The sequence below is a fragment of the Arthrobacter sp. PvP023 genome (assembly GCF_017832975.1).
Taxonomy (GTDB): domain Bacteria; phylum Actinomycetota; class Actinomycetes; order Actinomycetales; family Micrococcaceae; genus Arthrobacter.
On sequence record NZ_JAFIBI010000001.1, the window covers coordinates 2,096,356 to 2,116,432 of the forward strand.

The following is a 20,077-nucleotide window of genomic DNA, read 5'->3' on the forward strand; positions in this document are numbered from 1 at the left end:
CTAACGACGGGACACGTGACGACGGAGCGTAGCTAATCCGGACGGCGCTCGCCGTTCCTTGCGGCTTCGGCCGCGGCCCGGGTGTTGTCGACAAGGACGCGCCACGGGCCGGTGACGGCCTGTTCCGGGAGGGTGGCGCGGTGCTGGCCGGCTTTGATCGAATACACAAACCGGTCCGGCTGGCCGCCGGCCTCGGCCGTGCGCGGCACGGCGTCCCACGGGCAGGCCTCAACCAGGGGCTCCCAGCGGCTCTTGTCCGTGGGGGTCGTGGCCTGGATGCTCCACACCCGCTTGAGCGCAGCAATCCCGCCGCTGCGCTGGACAGTGATCTTCATGGCCTGGTTTCCTGTGCTTCCGGTACTGCCTGGCCGCCGGCTGACCGCTCCGGCGGCGATCCCAGTTACAGCTTTACCTTCACAGTTTCCCACGCCTTCCGGACGGCGTCATGTTCCGGGGAACCGGCGCCGAACAGTTCCGCGGCCGACGCCGCGGTGGCTTTGGCGAACTTGGTGAACGTTGCGTTGGCAGGCAGTGAACCTCCGGTAAGGGTGTCGTACCAAATCCGGCCCGGGGTTTCCCAGGCGTTGCCGCCAAGTGCCGACGCCACGAGGTAGAACGCGCGGTTGGGGATGCCGGAGTTGATGTGCACGCCGCCGTTGTCCGCACTGGTCCGGACGTAGGAATCCATGGAGTCCGGCTGGGGGTCCTTGCCAAGCACGTCGTCGTCGTACGCGGTGCCGGGAGCCTTCAACGACCTGAGGGCTGAGCCTTGCACTTTGTCGGTGAACAGGTTTTCCCCGATCAGCCAACTGGCCTCCGATGCCGACTGCTGCGCGAGGTACTGTTCCACAAGCGCGCCGAACACGTCCGACAGCGATTCGTTGATGGCACCGGCCTGGTTCCGGTAGACGAGTCCGGCGGAATGCTGCGTCACGCCGTGCGCCAGCTCGTGGCCGATGACGCTCAGGGACCGGGTGAATCGCTGGAAGATTTCGCCGTCGCCGTCGCCGAACACCATCTGGTGTCCGTCCCAGAAGGCGTTGTCGTAGAGCTTGCCAAAGTGGACGCTGGCATCCAGGGCGAGCCCCTGGCCGTCGATCGAGTTCCGGCCGAAGGCTTCTGCGTAAAGCCGGTGGGTGTGGCCCAGGCCGTCATAGGCCTCGTCCGCCGAGGGGTCTCCCGTGGCAGGTTCACCCTCCTTCCGGACCAGCTGACCGGGAAGGGACTCGGAGGTTCCGGCGTCGTACACGGTGCGGTTCGGCGGACCGGGCTTCAGCTGCCGGATGCCGGACGGGACCGCAGGCAGCGGAAGCGCGCGGCTGGCCTGGATGGACCTGATGTGGAGCAGGGCTTCCTTCGCCGCCCGGGCCACCGCGTGCATGCGGGGTTCGTGCTGGGCCGCAAGGCGCCGCAGCAGGTAGGGCGGGATGATGGAGCAGTACATATATGTCCCCTTTACTCGTCGGCGATGAAGACAGCCTACGAGGGGGTTGCGACATTGCGGCGGGACACGCGTTAAGCAGGAAACCCCGCCAGCTGGGCTGGCGGGGTTTGTCTGTGCCCTCGATAGGATTCGAACCTACGACCTTCTGCTCCGGAGGCAGACGCTCTATCCCCTGAGCTACGAGGGCAATCAGGGTTTCCTGCCGTTTCCGGCGGGACGTCCTAGAGCTTAGCAGGAAGGTGGCCTTCAAAGGAAAATCGGCGTTCAGTATCCGGAAAACGAGTCGGTGCGGACCCGCCGCGCACCCGCGCTGCGGGCCGCGGCCCGGAGCGAGCGGACCCTGGCGGGCGAGCCGGAAATTAACACTGTGCGGGCGGTAATGTCCGGAACAAGTTCCTTGAGGGCCGCACTGTCGATCCGCTCCGGCGGCCGGGAAACCGTGCCGGCGTCTTCCATGAACGGCGGCGGCGCGGAACCGTCGGAGAGTCGGGCAATGACCCGGGCACCGGACTGTTCCAGCGCATCCGCGTAAGCGAGTTCAGCCGCCGACTTCGCCAGGTACAGCAGGACGACGTCCCGGTTCCTGGCCGCGCCTGCGGCGAGCTGGGCAAGGTAGGGCGTGATGCCGATGCCGGCCGCCACCAGCAGGACCGGGCCGCTGGACCCGCCCGGGATGACGAAGTCGCCGCCCACCGCGGTGGCCGTCACGGAGTCCCCGGGCCGCAGTGCGAGCAGGGCACGCTTGGCGGCGGACACGGGCTCGGCTGTTCCCACGCCGATGGTCACGTCCTGCGCGTCCGGGGCGCTGGTCAGGCTGAAGACCCTCCGGAGGCCTCTGCCGTCCGACTTGCCATGGGGCAGGTGCAGTTCGATGTATTGTCCGGGCGCGAACCGCACCGCGCGGTCGGGCCGGAAGCTGAATTCCGTCGTCGTCGGCGTCAGGGGCCGTGACTCCTGGAAGTTCAGCCGGATACCGCCGCGCTGCCCCGCCAGGAACGCGATCAGGTTCCCCACGAGCAGTGCGAGTTCGGGAGAATTTGCCACGAACCCCAGGTTGTAGGGGACGGCAAAGATAGCGCCGACGACGGCGGCGAGCGCCAGCTGCTGCCGGCGTCGGGGCGGAAGGGTCAGCGGTTCGGTCAGCATGAAACCGGCGAAGAACAGTACAGGGCGCTGCGCGAGAGGCTGCCAGAGTGCCTGGCCCGCCGACATGCCGGCCCGGAGGAGTTCCGTGGCCACGATGGAAACTGAAACCGCCGTGAACACGGCACCCATGAGCATCTTGCGGGTGCGGTAGAGCACCAGGAGAATGCCGGGAACCAGGAGGAAGAGCATTGAGGGGGTGGCCGCCCACCACGTGGCGATGTTGAGGCCGGTCAGCCCGGTCACGAAGGCCCCGGCCGCGGCCGGGTTGAAAATGTGCCGGCCGCGCCAGGCCAGGGCGTATTTTGACGCTGATGCCAGGACGCAGGCGAGGGCAACGCCGGCAACATCCAGCGTTTTGAAACTGGGCCAGAACAGGAAATACAGCAGGAGGCCGGTTATCAGGGATGATTCCGAGTGCGGCCGGACGCGGAACAGCGCAGCAAGCCCGCGGTTGGAGACGTAGGTCAGTCCCAGGCAGAGCGCCAGGTGCGTGAGCATTTCTGGGATGCCGAAGGTCAGCCAGCCCAGGACATTGAGCAGCAGGCTGTACGCGGCCAGCACGACGAGCACCCACAACACCAGGCGGTACATGGTGAAGCGGTTCAAGGACGTGTCCGCCCGCTGGATCATGGAACTCATTCGAACAGCACTCCTTCGAAACCTGCTGAGTAGGCGGCACTTCCGTCCGAGAAGACCGTAAGCCAGGAAAAATCAAAATCCTGCTCAAGCGCCTGGCCGGAAACGAAGAACAACGCCGTGGCCAGGGCGTCGGCCGTCATGGCATTCCCGGCGAGTGCCCACGTGGTAACCACTTTTTTGACCGGAGTCCCCGTGGTGCCGTCCAGCACATGGTGAAGCCCGTCTCCCCAGGCCCGGCGGTTGGCTGCCGAGGCGCACAGGGCTCCCGTTCCCAGGCTGATCGTGCCGATGGCACGGCCTGGATCGTAAGGGTGCTCCAAGCCCACGGATACCGGCACGGGGCCGGAATTGAGCAGGTCGCCGCTGGCATCGATGAAGTATTCCGTGATGCCCTGCGACCGGAGTTCCGTGGCGAGCAAATCTGCGAGCTGCCCCTTGCCGGCGGCGCCGACGTCCAGCACCACGGGAGCGCTGGTGGTCACCACGGTGTCCTGCCAGTCCAGCACCTCTTCCCACCGCGGGGCGGGCAGCGGGATTCCGCGCTGCCGGAGCGAATAATCCGGATCGTAGCCCAGCTGTTCCAGGCTGCCGCCGATCAGCGGTGTCATGGCGCCGTCCGTCAGCCGGTAGAGGCTCCGGTACAGGCGGCCCAGCGCGCCTGCACCGTCCGGCATGCGGAACCGGCCGGGCTCCCTGGCCGCCTGCGCCACGATCGAGTCAGGCCGGAAACGGGACCACGCGGCGTCGTACCTCTCCAGCGCGTCGAGCAGCCGGCGGCGCTGGCTGCCGTCCAAAGCGCCGGGCGTTGAAATCTCCCAGCTGGTTCCGATTCCGTCGAAACTGAACGCTGCCCAGCCCGGGTGCGGCACGTTGTCTCCTCTTGGCGTGGTAGGCGGGAACAGGGGGTACTTACCGGGCTTCGGACTTGATCTTCTCCACGGCCTGGTTGAAGCCTCCACTCGTGAGCGAGGAACCGGCCACCTTGGAGACATTCAGCTCATCCAGCCTCTTGCCCACGATCTGCGCCGCAATCCCGCCGGCGAACTCGCCCTGGAACTTCCGGGTGTTGGGGTTGGAAGGATGCTGGGTGATGTTCACGCCGGACACCGTGCCGCCCGAAAGCGTCAGCTCAACGCCCACCGTTTCCGTGCCGTTGGGGGAGACATAGTTTCCGTCCGCGCTGTAGGTGCCGTCCTTGTAGCCTGACGCGGCCGGGGAAGATCCGCCCGTCCCGGCGACCGGCGCGCTCCCGGTTGCTGCGCCCGGTGAAGCGGCAGCGGACTGGGCGGCGGGTGCCTGGGCGGACGGCGCGCAGCCGGCTACGGTTCCGATCAGGGACATGCCGGCGATGCCGACGAACAGGCTCTTGCGTACCGGGAAGCTCATGCAGGGCTCGTTTCGTGTAGTTGCAGGCAGTTACAGGATGGACAACGTCGGAATCAGCGTAATGGTTCAGCCTGTGACCAAGCCCATGCCTTCCTGTGCACGCAATAGGCGTCATGGCGTTCCCCCGATTCCGCGGCTTTCGCGGGCCACCGGTAGGCTAGATGCGTGACTCCCGAAGAACTCTCCCTCGCCATATCCGCCTGCCTGAAAGACGCCGTCGCCGCCGGTGAAATCACTCTTTCCGCGTCCGCCGTGCCGGACGAGGTGCGCGTGGAGCGGCCGAAGAACCGGGACCACGGCGACTGGGCCACCAACATTGCCCTCCAGCTTTCCAAGCAGGCAGGCGTCAATCCCCGGGAATTCGCCACCATCCTCAGCACCCGGCTCACGACCATCGACGGCGTGTCAGCCGTGGACATCGCGGGCCCGGGCTTCTTGAACATCACGGTTGACGCCGCGGCCGCAGGGGCTCTCGCCAAAGCCATCGTCGAAGCCGGCCCGGAGTACGGTACCAACTCGGCGCTCGCGGGGCATGTGGTCAACATGGAATTCGTCTCCGCCAACCCCACCGGTCCGCTGCACATCGGCCACACCCGCTGGGCGGCGCTGGGCGACTCGATCGCACGGGTGCTCCGGGCTTCAGGCGCAAAGGTCACCGCCGAGTACTACATCAATGACGCCGGATCGCAGATGAACGTCTTTGCGCATTCCGTGCTCTCCCGCCTGCACGGCCGCGGCGTGCCTGAGGGCGGCTACCCCGGTGAGTACATTTCCGAGCTGGGCCACCATGTCCTGACGGAACACCCGGACATCCGGGAACTGACCGACGTAGCGGCACTGCCGGTGATCCGCGGGGCCGCGTACAAGGCACAGATGAAGGACATCAAGGACACCCTCGCCGACTTCGGCGTCGCCTTTGACGTCTACTTCTCGGAGCAGGAGCTGCACGACGCCGGCGCCATCGAAAGTGCCGTCGCCCGCCTTCGCGAGCAGGGCCACGTGTTCGACGACGGCGGTGCCGTCTGGCTGCGCACCACGGACTTCGGTGACGACAAGGACCGGGTGATGATCCGGGCGAACGGCGAACCGACCTACTTCGCCGCGGATGCCGCGTACTACCTGTCCAAGAAGGACCGCGGCTACGACCAGAAGATCTACCTGTTGGGAGCAGACCACCACGGCTACATCAACCGGCTGAAGGCCATCGCCGCCGCCGCCGGAGACGATCCCGAGGCCAACATTGAGGTCCTGATCGGCCAGCTCGTGTCGGTGAACGGCGCCAAGCTGTCCAAACGCGCGGGCAACATCATCGAACTCAAGGACCTCATTTCCTGGCTGGGCAAGGACGCCGTCCGTTATTCGCTGGCGCGGTTCCCGGCGGACTCCCCGCTCACGCTGGATCCCGAGCTCCTGAAGAAGCACAGCAACGAGAACCCGGTGTTCTACGTCCAGTACGCGCATGCACGCTCCCGCGGCACAGCCCGCAACGCGGTGGCCGCCGGAGTGGACCGCCGCGTCGATGGAAAAGACGCGTTCGACGCCGCGCTGCTCGACCACGCCACCGAGAATGAACTGCTGTCCTACCTGGGCAGCTACCCCTCCATCGTGGCCAAGGCCGCCGAGCTGCGCGAACCCCACCGCGTGGCCCGCCACCTGGAGGTCATCGCCGGCGCCTACCACCGCTGGTATGACGCCTGCCGTGTGGCGCCGCAGGGCGACGAGCCCATCACCGACGTCAACCGCACGCGGCTGTGGCTCAACGATGCCACCAGCCAGGTGCTGGCCAACGGACTGGAACTGCTTGGCGTTTCGGCGCCGGAACGGATGTGACCGCCATGACCGGGAATTCCTTGAACCAAGCATCCCCCCTGGCCCCGGAGTGGCTTGCCGTGCCGGCCGACCTCAATGCACTCCACGAGCCCATGTGGGCCGCCGGGGTTGCCCGGAACGACGCCGGCGAACTCGCCATTGACGGCATTCCGGTCAGCGAGCTCCAACGCGAGTTCGGCACACCGCTGTTCGTGATGAGCGAGAACGACTTCCGGGCCCGGGCGCGCGCTTTCAGTGATGCCTTCAACAACGCCTTCGCCGACATCTGCGGGGGAGTGGACGTCTACTACGCCGGGAAGTCGTTCCTGTGCACCGCGGTTGTCCGCTGGGTGGAGGAAGAAGGGCTGCGCCTGGACACCGCCTCCGGCGGGGAACTCGCCGTCGCCGCCCGCGCCGGCATCCCGGGAGCGGACGTCGCCCTGCACGGAAACAACAAATCCGACGCCGAGATCCACCGGGCCCTGGACATGAAGCTGGGCCGGATCGTGGTGGACAGCCTTGCCGAGCTGGACCGCATCGCCGCGATCGCGTCTGCCCGCGGCGAGACCGCAAAAGTGATGCTCCGGCTCACCCCCGGAGTGCACGCGCACACTCACGAGTTCATTGCCACCGCCCATGAGGACCAGAAGTTCGGCCTCTCCATGGCAGAGGACTCCACGGACCAGGCCGGCCTGTCCGCGGCGGAGGAGGCCGTGGCCGCCGCCACCGGCCACGCCGGCATCGAGCTCCTGGGCCTGCACTGCCACATCGGCTCGCAGATCTTCGAACCGGACGGCTTCGCGCTGGCAGCGGTAAAGCTGCTCCGTTTCCTGGCTGCAATGCAGGAAAAGTACTCCATCGTCCTGCCTGAGCTGGACCTCGGCGGCGGCTACGGCATCGCCTACACGCCGGTGGACACCCCCCGGCCCGCCGCCGAGATCGCCCAGGCGATGGCCGCCGTCGTGCGTTCCACCTGCAACGAGCTGGGCATCACGGCCCCCCGGATCTCGATCGAGCCGGGGCGCGCCATCGTGGGCACCTCCACGTTCACCCTTTACGAAGTGGGAACGCTCAAGACCGTCCGCGTCGACGCGCCGGCCGCCGCGGACGGCACAGCCGCCGACCAGGCAGGAAATGCTGCCAAAAACGTTACGTACCCGCGCCGCTATGTGTCGGTGGACGGCGGCATGAGCGACAACGCCCGCCCGGTGCTCTACGACGCGGATTATTCGGCGATCGTGGCCTCGCGGACCTCCGGCGCGGCACCGCAGTTGTCCCGCGTAGTGGGCAAACATTGCGAGAGCGGCGACATAGTTGTTAGAGATGTATATCTGCCCGAGGACGTGGCAGCCGGTGATCTGCTCGCTGTACCGGGGACCGGCGCCTACTGCTGGGCCCTCTCCAGCAACTACAACTATCTGGCCCGGCCGGGCGTTGTCGCTGTGCGCGACGGATCAGCCCGGCTGATTGTCCGCGGGGAAACCGAACAAGATCTGCTGAACCGCGACATGGGAGTCTGAATGACTGAATTGCGAACCCTGAAGGTAGCCCTGCTGGGCTGTGGCAACGTTGGGGCCCAGGTGGCGCGGATTCTCATTGATGACGCCGACGCACTGGCCGCACGCACCGGAGCCCGCCTGGAGCTGACCGGCATCGCCGTACGCACCATCGATGCACCCCGTGACGTTGAGCTGCCGCGGGAGCTTTTCACCACGGACGCAGACACCCTGGTCAAGGACGCGGACCTCGTGATCGAACTGATGGGCGGCATCGAACCTGCCCGTTCCCTGATCCTCGCCGCCATCCAGAACGGCGCCTGCGTGGTCACCGGCAACAAGGCGCTCCTGGCCCAGGACGGCCCCACGCTCTATGAAGCTGCGGACAAGGCAGGCGTCCAGCTGTCCTACGAAGCAGCGGTGGCCGGCGCCATCCCCATCCTGCGCCCCATCCGCGACAGCCTGTCCGGTGACCGCATTACGCGGGTGCTGGGCATCGTGAACGGCACCACCAACTTCATCCTCGACCAGATGGACACCACGGGCGCGACGTTCGCGGACGCCCTGGCTGAGGCGCAGCGCCTGGGCTACGCGGAGGCGGACCCCACGGCCGATGTGGGCGGACTCGACGCCGCGGCCAAGGCAGCCATCCTCGCCTCGCTGTCCTTCCACACCCGTTTTGACCTGGAAAACGTCCATTGCGAAGGCATCACCGGAGTCAGCGCGGCGGACATCGCCGCGGCCAAGGACGCCGGGTTCGTCATCAAGTTGCTGGCCATTGCCGAGAAACTGACGGCCGCAGACGGCAGCGAGGGCGTGTCTGTCCGCGTCCACCCCACCCTGCTGCCGCGCGAGCACCCGCTGGCCGCCGTCCACGGTGCCTTCAACGCCGTCTTCGTTGAGGCCGAGAACGCCGGCGAGCTGATGTTCTACGGCCAGGGCGCCGGCGGGACTCCCACGGCATCGGCCGTACTGGGCGACCTCGTCTCCGCCGCACGCCGGATCGTCCTTGGCGGACCCGCGCAGACCGAGACCACCATCGGCAAGGTTCCCGCCCTGCCGATCGACGCCGTCAACACGAGCTACTACATCGGCCTTGACGTTGCCGACCAGCCGGGTGTGCTGGCAAAGATCGCCCAATTGTTCGCGGAGCACGGCGTGTCCATCGAGATCATGCGCCAGACCATCCACCGCGATGCCGACTCCAATGTGGAATCGGCCGAACTGCGGATCGTCACCCACCGCGCAACCGAAGCTGCACTGGCAGCAACCGTCCAGGCCGTGAAGGGCCTCGACGTCATCAATTCCGTTACATCCGTACTGCGGGTAGAAGGAGTCTAAGTGGCTCACCAATGGCGCGGTGTCATCCGCGAATACGCTGATCGTTTGCCCGTAACGGAAAGCACCAAGGTCATCACCCTCGGTGAGGGCGGCACGCCGCTTGTCCACGCGCAGAAGCTCTCCGAGCTGACCGGTTCCACCGTGTACCTCAAGGTGGAAGGCATGAATCCCACCGGTTCCTTCAAGGACCGGGGCATGACCATGGCCATGACTGCTGCGGTGGCCTCCGGTGCCGAGGCCGTGGTGTGCGCCTCCACCGGGAACACCTCCGCGTCCGCGGCGGCGTATGCCACGGCAGCGGGCCTCAAGTGCGCGGTGCTGGTTCCCGAAGGCAAGATTTCCATGGGCAAGCTGAGCCAGGCGATCGCCCACGGCGCCACCCTCCTGCAGGTGGACGGGAACTTCGACAACTGCCTGGACATCGCCCGGAAGCTGGGGGAGTCCTACCCCGTCTTCCTGGTGAACTCCGTCAACCCTGCCCGGATCCAGGGGCAGAAAACCGGCGCCTTCGAAGTTGTGGACGCACTCGGCGATGCCCCGGACATCCACGTCCTTCCGGTAGGGAATGCCGGTAACATCACCGCGTACTGGAAGGGCTACAAGGAGTACTCGGCACCGTTCGAATCCGACACTGCCGGAACCCTTCCCGCCGTGTCCACCAGGACCCCGCAGATGTGGGGCTTCCAGGCCGCCGGCGCGGCGCCGTTTGTCGCCGGCCACCCCATCACCGAGCCGGACACCATCGCGACGGCTATCCGGATCGGCAACCCCGCGTCCTGGGACGGTGCCATCGCCGCCCGTGACGAATCGGGCGGGCTGATCGAAGCCGTTACCGACGAGGAAATCCTGGCAGCGCACCGCTGGCTGTCCGCCAAGGAAGGCGTCTTCGTTGAACCCGGTTCCGCCGCCGGCGTTGCAGGCCTGATCAAGAAGCACGCCGCCGGGCAGGTCCCCGCCGGAAAGACCATCGTGATCACGGTGACCGGCCACGGCCTGAAGGACCCCCAGTGGGCGCTGCGCACCGAAGACGGCAGCGATGTCCAGCCCGTCAAGGTGTCCAACGATGTGGTCACCGTGGCCGCCGAGCTTGGCCTGGAAGAAAAATAGCCTTGGAAACCACCCTCACCGTCCCGGCCGAGTCTGCCGCAGGCGCGCCGGCAGTCCCGGCCGGGCAGCTGGTGACCGTCCGCGTGCCTGCCACGAGCGCCAACCTCGGACCGGGATATGACAGCCTGGGACTGGCTCTTTCGCTGCACGACACGTTGACCGTGGAAACGCTCGGCAGCGGCGAGCTTGAATTCGAACTCAGCGGCGAAGGCGCGGAGACGCTCCCGCGGGACGCGAGCCACCTGGTGGTCAGGGCAATCACTGAGGCCCTGCACCGGCTTGGCTTCCGGCACGAGGGCCTCAGGATCACAGCAGACAACGTCAACCCGCACGGCCGCGGCCTGGGCTCCTCGGCTTCGGCCGTGGTGGCAGCCGTGACCGCGGCGAACGCCCTGGTTCCGGAGGACTCGCGCCGCGGCAAGGACTGGATCCTGCAGCTTACCAGCGAAATGGAAGGCCACCCTGACAACGTCGCACCGGCCATATTCGGCGGTCTGGCGCTGTCGTGGCAGGACAGTGACCAGTACAGCAGCACCTGCGCCACCGTGGCGGATTCCGTGATTCCCGTCGTCGCAGTACCAGATTATGAACTGTCCACCGAAGCCGCGCGTGCGCTCCTGCCGGCGTCGGTGGGCCATCACGCCGCCGCGATGAACTCCGGCCGGGCCGCACTGCTCATCCACGCACTCACCAGCAAGCCTGAATTCCTGCTGGCTGGCACGGAAGACTACCTCCACCAGAGCTACCGGGCTGAGGCCATGCGCCCCAGCGCGGACCTGATCCGAGCACTGCGCTACGCAGGATACGCGGCCGTTGTTTCCGGGGCCGGGCCAACTGTGCTGGTGCTGGCCAACGGGAAAGAAGAGGCAGCCGCGGTGGTGGACTTCATCGAGGCCTATACCCGGGCCAACACGCCGGATGTGGGATGGCGCGTGATGAAGCTGGCGGTGGACGTTGAAGGTGCTAAAGTGGGAGTGCACCGGCGGTAATCCCGCAGGCAGTTAGTTATACGAACCAGAACCCGCAGTCAAAAGAATCCGATGTTGGCCATGGCGCCTGTCTGATCGTTTGCTGCTCTGAACTTCAACTGCGCAACATTCTCCGGTGCCGCCTGCTTGGTCTGTCGCAGGAATCTGCAGAATCGCTCTGCACCCCTGAACCGTCAGTCCGCCATTCCGGTCTTGTTGGAGTGTGCGAGGCGTATCAGTATCCGGCCCTGCTGGCCGAAATTCCATCCGGCAAGGCCGAAATCCGGCTGTAGATCTGAACTGCAGCCCAGATCAAATCATCGCGTCCAGCTCCCAGTCTGGACGCCGTCGAGGGGGAAGGATCCTTCGTGACCGAAACCACTGAGCTGTCTCCAGCTGTGGACACATCTTCTGCTACCGAGTTGTCGGCAGCACCCGCCAAGAGCAGCGGCCTTGCCGGCCTTAAGCTCGCCCAGCTGCAGGCCCTCGCCAGCCAGTTGGGTATTTCCGGCGGATCCCGCATGCGTAAGGGCGATCTGGTGACCGCCATTTCCGCCCATCGTGCGGGTACTCCAGCCACCAAGGCTCCTGCCAAGGGTGCGGAGAAGACCGGCGAGACCATCTCGGCACGGGCCACGGCTCCGGCAGCAGCTGCTCCTGCAGCAGGCGCTCCTGCGGCAGGAACCGCAGCAGAAGCCGCCGAGGCTCCCGCCCAGGAAGGCACCCGGGCCCGGCGCGGCCGCAGCCGCCGCGCAGGCAGCGACGGCGTGATCACCCCTCCCGCCACCGAGGCTCCGGCTCCGGAAGCCGCTCCCAGCGAGGCCCCTGTATCCGCTCCTGACGCCGGCCAGGCCGCCGTGTCCGAAGGTGCTGCGCCGGAAGCTGCAGAGCGCCGCCAGCCGCGCACCCGCAACCGCCGCCGCGGTGAAGCGGCAGCCCAGACGACTGCCCCGGCAGCCGAAGGCGAAGCGCAGGCCGAGGCTCCTGCCGAACAGCGCGGTGCTGAACAGCGCACCGAACAGCGTTCCGGCGAGCAGCGCGAACAGCGCGGTGCAGACCAGGGCGGCGAAGCAGCCGACGCCGGCCAGCGCAACGAACGCCAGTCAACCCGCACCCGTGGCGGACGCGACGGTGGAGACACCTCCGGTGCACCCCGCCGCGATGACACCCGCGACAACACACGCGACAGCGACGATTCGGACGGCGGAAGCCGCCGCAACCGCCGCAACCGCCGTGACCGCAACGACCGCAGCGACCGCTCGGGCGGCCAGGGCCAGGACAACCGCGACAATTCCCGCAACGACCGTTTCCGCGACCGGAACGACCGCCGTCGGGGTCGTGCCCAGGGACCGGACGTCGACGACGTCGAGGTCACTGAGGACGACGTCCTGTTGCCCGTCGCCGGCATCCTGGACGTACTGGAGAACTACGCGTTCATCCGCACCTCCGGCTACCTGCCGGGCCCGAACGACGTCTACGTTTCCCTCGCCCAGGTCAAGAAGTACAACCTGCGCAAGGGCGACGCCGTGGTGGGCGCCATCCGTGCACCTCGTGAAGGCGAAGACCGCAGCCAGCAGTCCGCCCGCCAGAAGTTCAATGCTTTGGTCCGTGTCACCTCGGTCAACGGCAAGACCCCCGAGGAACTCAAGGACCGCGTCGAATTCGCGAAACTCGTCCCGCTGTACCCCTCCGAGCGTCTGCGCCTCGAGACGGATCCCAAGAAGATCGGCCCCCGCGTCATCGACCTGGTTGCCCCGATCGGCAAGGGCCAGCGCGGCCTGATCGTTTCGCCGCCGAAGGCCGGCAAGACGCTCATCCTGCAGTCCATCGCCAACGCCATCACCACCAACAATCCTGAGGTCCACCTCATGATGGTGCTGGTTGACGAACGCCCTGAAGAAGTCACGGACATGCAGCGCACCGTCAAGGGTGAGGTCATTGCCTCCACCTTCGACCGTCCCGCCGACGATCACACCACCGTGGCCGAGCTCTCCATTGAACGCGCCAAGCGCCTCGTGGAAATGGGCATGGACGTCGTGGTGCTCCTGGACTCCATGACCCGCCTGGGCCGCGCCTACAACCTGGCAGCACCGGCCTCCGGCCGCATCCTGTCCGGTGGTGTTGACTCCGCAGCGCTGTACCCGCCGAAGCGCTTCTTCGGTGCAGCCCGCAACATCGAAAACGGTGGCTCGCTCACCATCCTGGCCACCGCTCTCGTCGAGACCGGTTCCAAGATGGACGAGGTCATCTTCGAAGAGTTCAAGGGCACCGGCAACATGGAACTGCGCCTGTCCCGCCAGCTGGCTGACAAGCGCATCTTCCCGGCCGTGGACGTCAACGCGTCCGGTACCCGCCGCGAAGAGAACCTGCTTTCCCCCGAGGAAGTCAAGATCATGTGGAAGCTGCGCCGCGTCCTCTCCGGACTCGAGACGCAGCAGAGCCTTGAGCTGCTGACCAACAAGATCCGGGAGACCCAGAGCAACGTCGAGTTCCTCATGCAGGTGCAGAAGACGACGCTTGGTGCGAAGTCCGATAACGACAAGTAGTTGACGCAGGGGTGGGGCCGTCGGTTGTTTAGCCGGCCCCGCCCCTTTGTCGTTCGGTTTTTGCCGCCCCCGCCCCTACGCGTGGAGGCTCGATCCTGACGGATCTGAGCCTCCACGCTCCGGCAGGCCCGATGCCACTCCCTGGGCGGCAAAAAACGGAACGACCTGCACTCGTCCCACCCAAACGCGCGGCGTTACTAGACTTGTAAGAGTCGAAAGAGGTTTTGAAAATGTTTGAGTCCGTACAGGGCCTGTTGGATGAGCATGCAGCTATCCAGGCGCAGCTGGGGGATCCTGCTGTTTATGCTGACCAGAAGCTTGCCCGGAAACTGGGGCGGCGTTCTGCACAGTTGAACGGCATTGTGGAGGCCTACCATCGCTGGGAAAGCATCCGCGACGACCTGGCGGCTGCCAAGGAAATGGCGGACGAGGACCCCGAGTTTGCCGCGGAGGTGCCGGAACTGGAGGCTTCGCTGGAGACGGCTGCCGCCAAGTTGCGCCGGCTCCTCATCCCGCGGGATCCGGACGATGCCCGCAACGTGATCCTCGAGGTCAAGGGCGGAGAGGGCGGCGACGAGGCTGCGCTGTTCGCTGCGGACCTGCTGCGGATGTACTCCCGCTATGCGGAATCCCGCGGCTGGAAGACGGAGCTGATCTCGGCCACCGAATCGGACCTCGGCGGGTACAAGGACGTCCAGATGGCCGTCAAGGGCAACTCCAACGACCCTGCAGAGGGCGTCTACGCGAGGCTCAAATTCGAGGGCGGCGTGCACCGCGTACAGCGCGTCCCGGTGACGGAATCCCAGGGCCGCATCCACACCTCGGCTGCCGGCGTGCTGGTGCTTCCCGAAGTGGACGAACCTGAGGAACTCGAGATCAACCAGAACGACCTCAAGATCGACGTCTACCGGTCCTCCGGGCCCGGCGGACAGTCCGTCAACACTACCGACTCCGCGGTGCGCATCACCCACCTTCCCACCGGAATCGTGGTGGCCATGCAGAACGAGAAGTCCCAGCTGCAGAACCGTGAGGCCGGCATGCGCGTGCTCCGGGCACGCATCCTGGCGCACCAGCAGGAGCAGATTGACGCCGAGAACTCGGCCCAGCGCAAATCGCAGATCCGCACCATGGACCGCTCCGAGCGCATCCGCACGTACAACTACCCGGAAAACCGGATCGCGGACCACCGCACCGGTTACAAGGCCTACAACCTGGACCAGGTCATGAACGGCGACCTTGAACCGGTCATCCAGTCGGCCATCGAGATGGACGAACAGGCCCGCCTGGACGCCATCGGCGAATAGCCCCGGGCCGGTCGTTTGATGACACATGGAACAGGACTGAGCCTGGCGGAGGCAGTCCGCCAGGCAACCGCGCTCCTGGCCGATGCCGGTGTCCCCAGCCCGCGGGTGGACGCGGAACTGCTGGCGGACCACCTCCTGGGAGTCGGACTGGGCAGGCTGCGGGCCATGCTCCTGGGCGATTCCCCGGCTCCCGAGGGTTACCCCGAGCTGGTGGCCGAGCGCGCGCGCCGGGTGCCTTTGCAGCACATCACCGGTGTGGCCCATTTCCGGTACCTGCAGCTTGCCGTGGGGCCGGGGGTCTTCATTCCGCGGCCGGAGACCGAATCCGTGGTGCAGCTGGTCATTGACTGGCTCAACGACCGTGACCGGCTGCCCGGACGGACCTACCCCAAGGTAGTGGACCTGGGCACCGGATCCGGTGCCATTGCAGGGTCCATCGCCCTCGAAGTCCCCGGAGCGGAAGTCTACGCCGTGGAATTCAGCGAGTTTGCGCACGCCTGGGCCGAACGGAACCTGCGCCCGCTCGGTGTCACCCTCCTCCGGGGGGACCTGCGCGACGCGCTTCCGGACCATAACGGAACCTTCGACGTCGTCGTCTCCAATCCGCCCTACATTCCCGCGGAAGCAATCCCCAACGAACCCGAAGTGGCGCTGCACGATCCGCCCGAAGCCCTGTACGGCGGGGGAGCGGACGGAATGGAGCTCCCGACGGCGGCGGCAGCGTCTGCCGCCCGGCTGCTGGTTCCCGGCGGCTACTTCGTGATGGAACACGCCGAAGTCCAGGCGACGTGGATCGCCGCCATGATGGAGAAGTCCGGCCTCTGGTCCGACGTGACGACGCACCTGGACCTCAACGGCAGGGAGCGTGCCACCAGTGCCGTCCTTGCCGGAGCGGTAAACGGAACAGCGTAGTCAACGGCAAAGCCCAGTAAACGGCACGGACCGGTGGATACGGATCAGTGCACGAAGTGATGAAAGAATAGGCCAGTGACCACAACCTATGACTGCACGGCAGCTGACCAGCGGGCTGAAGGGCTGGAGAACGCCCAGCGGGCCATCCGCCAACACAAATGCGTGGTGTTCCCGACGGACACGGTTTATGGAATCGGTGCTGACGCCTTCTCGCCACAGGCTGTCACCCTGCTGCTCGCGTCCAAGGGCCGCAGCCGGAAGATGCCGCCGCCCGTCCTGATTCCGCGCCTCAACGCACTGGACGGACTGGCAACTGATGTTCCGGCAGAGGCCCGCAAGCTTGCTGAAGCGTTTTGGCCGGGAGGCCTCACCATGATTTTCCACGCACAGCCGTCGCTGGACTGGGACCTGGGCGAGACCAAGGGCACTGTCGCGTTGCGGATGCCGGCCGACGACGTCGCGCAGGACCTGCTGACGCTGACCGGACCGCTGGCGGTGTCCTCCGCGAACCGAACCGGCCAGCCTGCTGCCCGCACTGCCGCCGAAGCCATGACCCAGCTCGCTGAATCCGTCGAGGTTTACCTCGAAGGGGGACTGCGCCCGGACGGCGACGCGGACGCCCTCCCGTCCACCATCGTCGACGCCACAGCTCTGCCGCTCAGGGTGGTACGCCAGGGTGCCATCAGCGTGGAACGGCTTCGCGAGGTCGTACCCGGTCTCCTGGACATTGACGGCAACGCGGCCGACGTCCCTGCGGCTGAGCCGGCGACGGACACGGAATCAGTGACGGATCCCGACGCCGAATGATCCTCACCCGGCACCACATACCTGTCCTCGGCGTTGACGCCACGCCGCTGACTGTTTCCGAGATGACGGCGACGCTCAACCGCTTTGTTGCCGAAGGCAGCACCCGCACAGTGGTGGGCCACAACCTGCACAGCGTGACACTCTTCCATTCGGACCCGGAGTTCCGCGCCCTCTATGAAGACAGCGACGTCGTGCTGCTCGACGGCGCCCCCGTCCTGTGGCTGTGGGGAAGATCGGGAGAGGCCGATGGGCCGGTCATGGACTACCGGCTGGGCTCCACCGACTGGATACCTGCCCTCGGCAGTGTCGAAGGGCTTGAACGAATTGCCGTGATCGGAGCCGGAGCGGAAGCCAATGCCAGGGCTGTGGCACGCCTGGCCGGAATCGTTCCCAACGCCAAGGTGGCCGGCATGCCAGGCGAGGGATGGAACAGTGCCCTGGAGGGCGAAGCTGTTGCCTGGCTGCAGGAACTGCGTCCCCAGATGGTGCTGCTCGGGCTGGGCATGCCGCTGCAGGAGATGGTTCTCCGCCGCAGGCTTTCCGTTCTTCCCCCTGCCGTGTATTGCGCGGTGGGCGGTGCGATCGAACAGATTGCCGGAATCCAGAAACTCGCTCCGCGCTGGCTGGGCCGCCTGGGACTGGAATGGGCCTGGCGGCTCATACTGCATCCGCGCAGGGTTGCCTATCGCGTGTTCGGCGAGCCGTGGGTGCTCCTGGCGCTTCTGGTCCGGCGACGCCTCACGTCAAACCGCTAGGGTCGCCGCCGAGCGCGCTAGAACTTCTGGTCCTTCAGGGGCCCGAAGCCCTTGCCCCTGAGGCCGGTGGAAAACGCACGGAACCAGTCGGCCAGCCCGCGGAAGTCGCCGCGGCGCAGGAAGTAGCCGAGGTAGCCGCCCACGTCGGCCACGAGCGACTTCACCCGGAAGTGGCGGCGGATCAGGTATCCGCGGTTCCGATAGTAGTAGTAGCGCTTGAACGCGGTCTCAGGAACAATAACGTGCCACCGGGCCCCAAAAACATGTTGAGTCTCTGCAAAGGCGTGGGGGTGCGTGATGGCCGTGGTGGTGACCGTACCGAAGCGGATGCCGGCTTTCCGGAGCCTGATGGTGAAGTCCACCTCGTCGCCACGGATGAAGAGCCGCATGTCGGGCAAACCTACTTTGAAGAAGACGTCTGAACGGATCAGCGCGCCATTGAAGAAGTGGCCGTCATCGGGCAGGAATCCGAGTTTTTCCACCTCTGCGCGGTCGTGGGTGACTTTGCCGTCGAGGCGGAAGAAAAAAGACAGCCGGTCAGGGTGGCCCGGCGCGGCAACCAGCGGAACCACGGCATCCAGGCCGCGCGCCTGTGCCTCGCGGAGCAGCGTGGCGAGGCACTCCGGGTCGCCGGGCTCGGCGTCGTCGTCCATCATCCAGATCCAGTCAGCGCCGCTGGCCACCGCCTTGAGGATGGCCAGGGAGAAGCCGCCTGCGCCGCCAAGGTTCGCTTCTGACCGGACATATTCCACGTTGGAGTGCCGGGAAGCCACGTCTTTTGCGGGCGCGGTGCCGCTGTCCACCAGGCAAATGGAACGCACCGGAGCGGTCTGCCTGTTGATTGCATCCAGCAGAACGGCGAGCTCACGGGGACGATCAAACGTCACGGCGGCAACTGCAACCGACAGGGACATTGCTGGTTCCTTTCAACACGGCTGCCGGTGGTTTTCCCGCCGGCAGTGGGCCGTGTGACGCGAAGCCAGCTAGCCGTTGGCATTAGTATCTTGACTAGAGTCCACTGTAATACAGCCCTGTCAGGCACTACGCACTGCCTGCCGCGCGCACGGCGACGGAGAAGTTTCATTTATCGAAAGTCAGTTCCACAGCAATCGCACCCTAGCCATCCCTGCCACCCGGCACTGACCGGGCCGCAGGGGTACACGCTGCCAGGGGTTGGTTCCGCTGACGGTGCGGGGACGGTGGTTTCCCCATGATCATGTACCTGCTCATGATGCTGACGGCAGCAGGCGTTTCGTTCGCCGCGACCTGGGGCGCACGGTTCATCGGCAACAGGCTCGAACTTTTCTCGCCGATCCGCAGCCGCGACACCCACTCCCACAAGGTCTCCAGGCTGGGCGGCCTGGGCATCTACGCAGGGTTCCTGGTGGCGCTGGTCGTGGCGAGCCAGTCATTCTTCGTCAAGGACATCTTCCGCGGCAACGCCTCCCCGTGGGGGGTCCTCGCCGGCGCCACGCTGATCGTCATTGTGGGCCTCGCCGACGACCTGCTCGACCTGCGGTGGTGGGTGAAGCTGATCGGCCAAAGCGCCGCTGCCATGGTCGTGGCCATCTGGGGCGTCAGGATGACCATCGTCCCCTTTGTTCCCGAGCCCATCATCCTCGAGAACGAGATGGTCCGCATCGTCCTCACCGCCGGGCTGATCGTGACCACCATGAACGCCTTCAACTTCATCGACGGACTGGACGGGCTGGCCGCAGGAGTAGCCATCATCGGCGGTGCAGCATTCTTCCTGACCGCATACTGGGTGCACCGGTCGGCAGTGCTGCTGGACTATTCGGACCTTGCGACGCTCCTGACCGCGGTAGTGGTGGGCAGTTGCGTGGGCTTCCTGCCCCATAACTGGTTTCCCTCGAAGATCTTCATGGGCGACTCCGGCGCCATGCTGATCGGTCTACTGCTGGCCTCCGCGGGCATAGTGTCGACCGGACAGATCACCTCCGGCCTCTACGACCGTGCGAACGGTATCCCCACGATCATTCCCATCCTGCTGCCCTTCGCCGTGTTGTTCCTGCCGCTGCTGGATCTTTGCCTGGCTGTCGTACGGCGGACTGCGCTGGGCCGTTCGCCCTGGTCAGCCGACCGCGGACACCTGCACCACAAACTCATGGACATCGGCTATTCCCACCGGGCCTCCGTCCTCCTGATGTACGCATGGACCTGTGTCCTGGCCTTCGGCGGTCTGGCTTTCGCGATTTTCCCGTGGCAGACAGTACTGGCCGTGGACGTTGCTGCGGCCGCCATCATGGCCGTGGTCACCGCGTGGCCTTACCTTCGCGACAAGGCGCCCGGAGCGGGGCCGAGGTCGGAAGCGGAGTCTGAGGCCGAAGCTGAAGCGGCGGGGCAGGAGTGACCTTTGGACACCCTTTTTCCGAATAATTTCTATCTCATGTAGAATT

General features: G+C 66.1%; 17 protein-coding genes and 1 tRNA gene. 11 read left to right on the forward strand and 7 right to left on the reverse strand.

The features are described 5' to 3' along the window. Positions 1–32: 32 nt before the first annotated feature. The 6 genes from JOE31_RS09615 to JOE31_RS09640 form a co-directional block, all read right to left on the reverse strand. Positions 33–335 (reverse strand): protealysin inhibitor emfourin, encoded by a 303-nt coding sequence (locus JOE31_RS09615; RefSeq protein ID WP_209743649.1) that lies wholly within the window; start codon positions 333–335, stop codon positions 33–35. Positions 336–400: 65 nt separating this feature from the next. Then, a complete protein-coding gene (locus JOE31_RS09620) occupies positions 401–1,444 on the reverse strand; it encodes a M4 family metallopeptidase (protein WP_209743651.1) in 1,044 nt (347 codons plus the stop codon). A 114-nt stretch (positions 1,445–1,558) separates the two neighbouring features. Beyond that, positions 1,559–1,631: transfer RNA gene (locus JOE31_RS09625), tRNA-Arg, on the reverse strand. Between the two features lie 77 nt (positions 1,632–1,708). Then, complete coding sequence (locus tag JOE31_RS09630; RefSeq protein WP_209748305.1) at positions 1,709–3,220, reverse strand: FAD-dependent oxidoreductase; 1,512 nt, start codon at positions 3,218–3,220, stop codon at positions 1,709–1,711. A 5-nt stretch (positions 3,221–3,225) separates the two neighbouring features. Next, complete coding sequence (locus JOE31_RS09635; RefSeq protein WP_209743653.1) at positions 3,226–4,098, reverse strand: FAD:protein FMN transferase; 873 nt, start codon at positions 4,096–4,098, stop codon at positions 3,226–3,228. A 40-nt stretch (positions 4,099–4,138) separates the two neighbouring features. Further along, positions 4,139–4,615, reverse strand: coding sequence for an FMN-binding protein (locus JOE31_RS09640; protein ID WP_209743655.1), 477 nt, complete (start codon positions 4,613–4,615; stop codon positions 4,139–4,141). 165 nt (positions 4,616–4,780) lie between these two features. On the opposite strand from JOE31_RS09640, the gene argS reads away from it, so the two are divergent. The 10 genes from argS to JOE31_RS09690 all read left to right on the forward strand — a co-directional run bounded on the left by argS (position 4,781) and on the right by JOE31_RS09690 (position 17,660). After that, complete coding sequence (gene argS, locus JOE31_RS09645; RefSeq protein ID WP_209743657.1) at positions 4,781–6,445, forward strand: arginine--tRNA ligase; 1,665 nt, start codon at positions 4,781–4,783, stop codon at positions 6,443–6,445. A 5-nt stretch (positions 6,446–6,450) separates the two neighbouring features. Continuing rightward, the gene (gene lysA, locus JOE31_RS09650) at positions 6,451–7,944 is read left to right on the forward strand and encodes a diaminopimelate decarboxylase (RefSeq protein WP_209743659.1); all 1,494 of its coding nucleotides are present in this window, start codon (positions 6,451–6,453) and stop codon (positions 7,942–7,944) included. Next, on the forward strand, positions 7,945–9,261 hold the full coding sequence (locus JOE31_RS09655) for a homoserine dehydrogenase (protein WP_011692464.1): 1,317 nt from the start codon (positions 7,945–7,947) through the stop codon (positions 9,259–9,261). After that, positions 9,262–10,368, forward strand: a complete 1,107-nt coding sequence (thrC, locus tag JOE31_RS09660) for a threonine synthase (protein ID WP_209743661.1) — start codon at positions 9,262–9,264, stop codon at positions 10,366–10,368. Between the two features lie 2 nt (positions 10,369–10,370). Further along, on the forward strand, positions 10,371–11,357 hold the full coding sequence (thrB, locus tag JOE31_RS09665) for a homoserine kinase (protein ID WP_209743663.1): 987 nt from the start codon (positions 10,371–10,373) through the stop codon (positions 11,355–11,357). Between the two features lie 347 nt (positions 11,358–11,704). Beyond that, positions 11,705–13,882, forward strand: coding sequence for a transcription termination factor Rho (gene rho, locus JOE31_RS09670; protein ID WP_209743665.1), 2,178 nt, complete (start codon positions 11,705–11,707; stop codon positions 13,880–13,882). Positions 13,883–14,112: 230 nt separating this feature from the next. Then, positions 14,113–15,186 (forward strand): peptide chain release factor 1, encoded by a 1,074-nt coding sequence (gene prfA / locus JOE31_RS09675; protein WP_011692460.1) that lies wholly within the window; start codon positions 14,113–14,115, stop codon positions 15,184–15,186. 18 nt (positions 15,187–15,204) lie between these two features. Beyond that, on the forward strand, positions 15,205–16,098 hold the full coding sequence (gene prmC, locus JOE31_RS09680) for a peptide chain release factor N(5)-glutamine methyltransferase (protein ID WP_209743666.1): 894 nt from the start codon (positions 15,205–15,207) through the stop codon (positions 16,096–16,098). A 75-nt stretch (positions 16,099–16,173) separates the two neighbouring features. Then, a complete protein-coding gene (locus JOE31_RS09685; protein WP_209743668.1) occupies positions 16,174–16,905 on the forward strand; it encodes an L-threonylcarbamoyladenylate synthase in 732 nt (243 codons plus the stop codon). Continuing rightward, entirely contained in the window at positions 16,902–17,660 is a 759-nt protein-coding gene (locus JOE31_RS09690; RefSeq protein WP_209743670.1) for a WecB/TagA/CpsF family glycosyltransferase, read from the forward strand. Before JOE31_RS09685 ends, JOE31_RS09690 begins: the two co-directional genes overlap by 4 nt. A gap of 17 nt (positions 17,661–17,677) precedes the next feature. Here the strand turns inward: JOE31_RS09690 and JOE31_RS09695 are convergent, their stop codons facing one another. Then, positions 17,678–18,574, reverse strand: coding sequence for a glycosyltransferase (locus tag JOE31_RS09695; protein ID WP_209743672.1), 897 nt, complete (start codon positions 18,572–18,574; stop codon positions 17,678–17,680). A 296-nt stretch (positions 18,575–18,870) separates the two neighbouring features. On the opposite strand from JOE31_RS09695, the gene JOE31_RS09700 reads away from it, so the two are divergent. Then, positions 18,871–20,031 (forward strand): MraY family glycosyltransferase, encoded by a 1,161-nt coding sequence (locus tag JOE31_RS09700; RefSeq protein ID WP_209743674.1) that lies wholly within the window; start codon positions 18,871–18,873, stop codon positions 20,029–20,031. Positions 20,032–20,077: the final 46 nt, after the last annotated feature.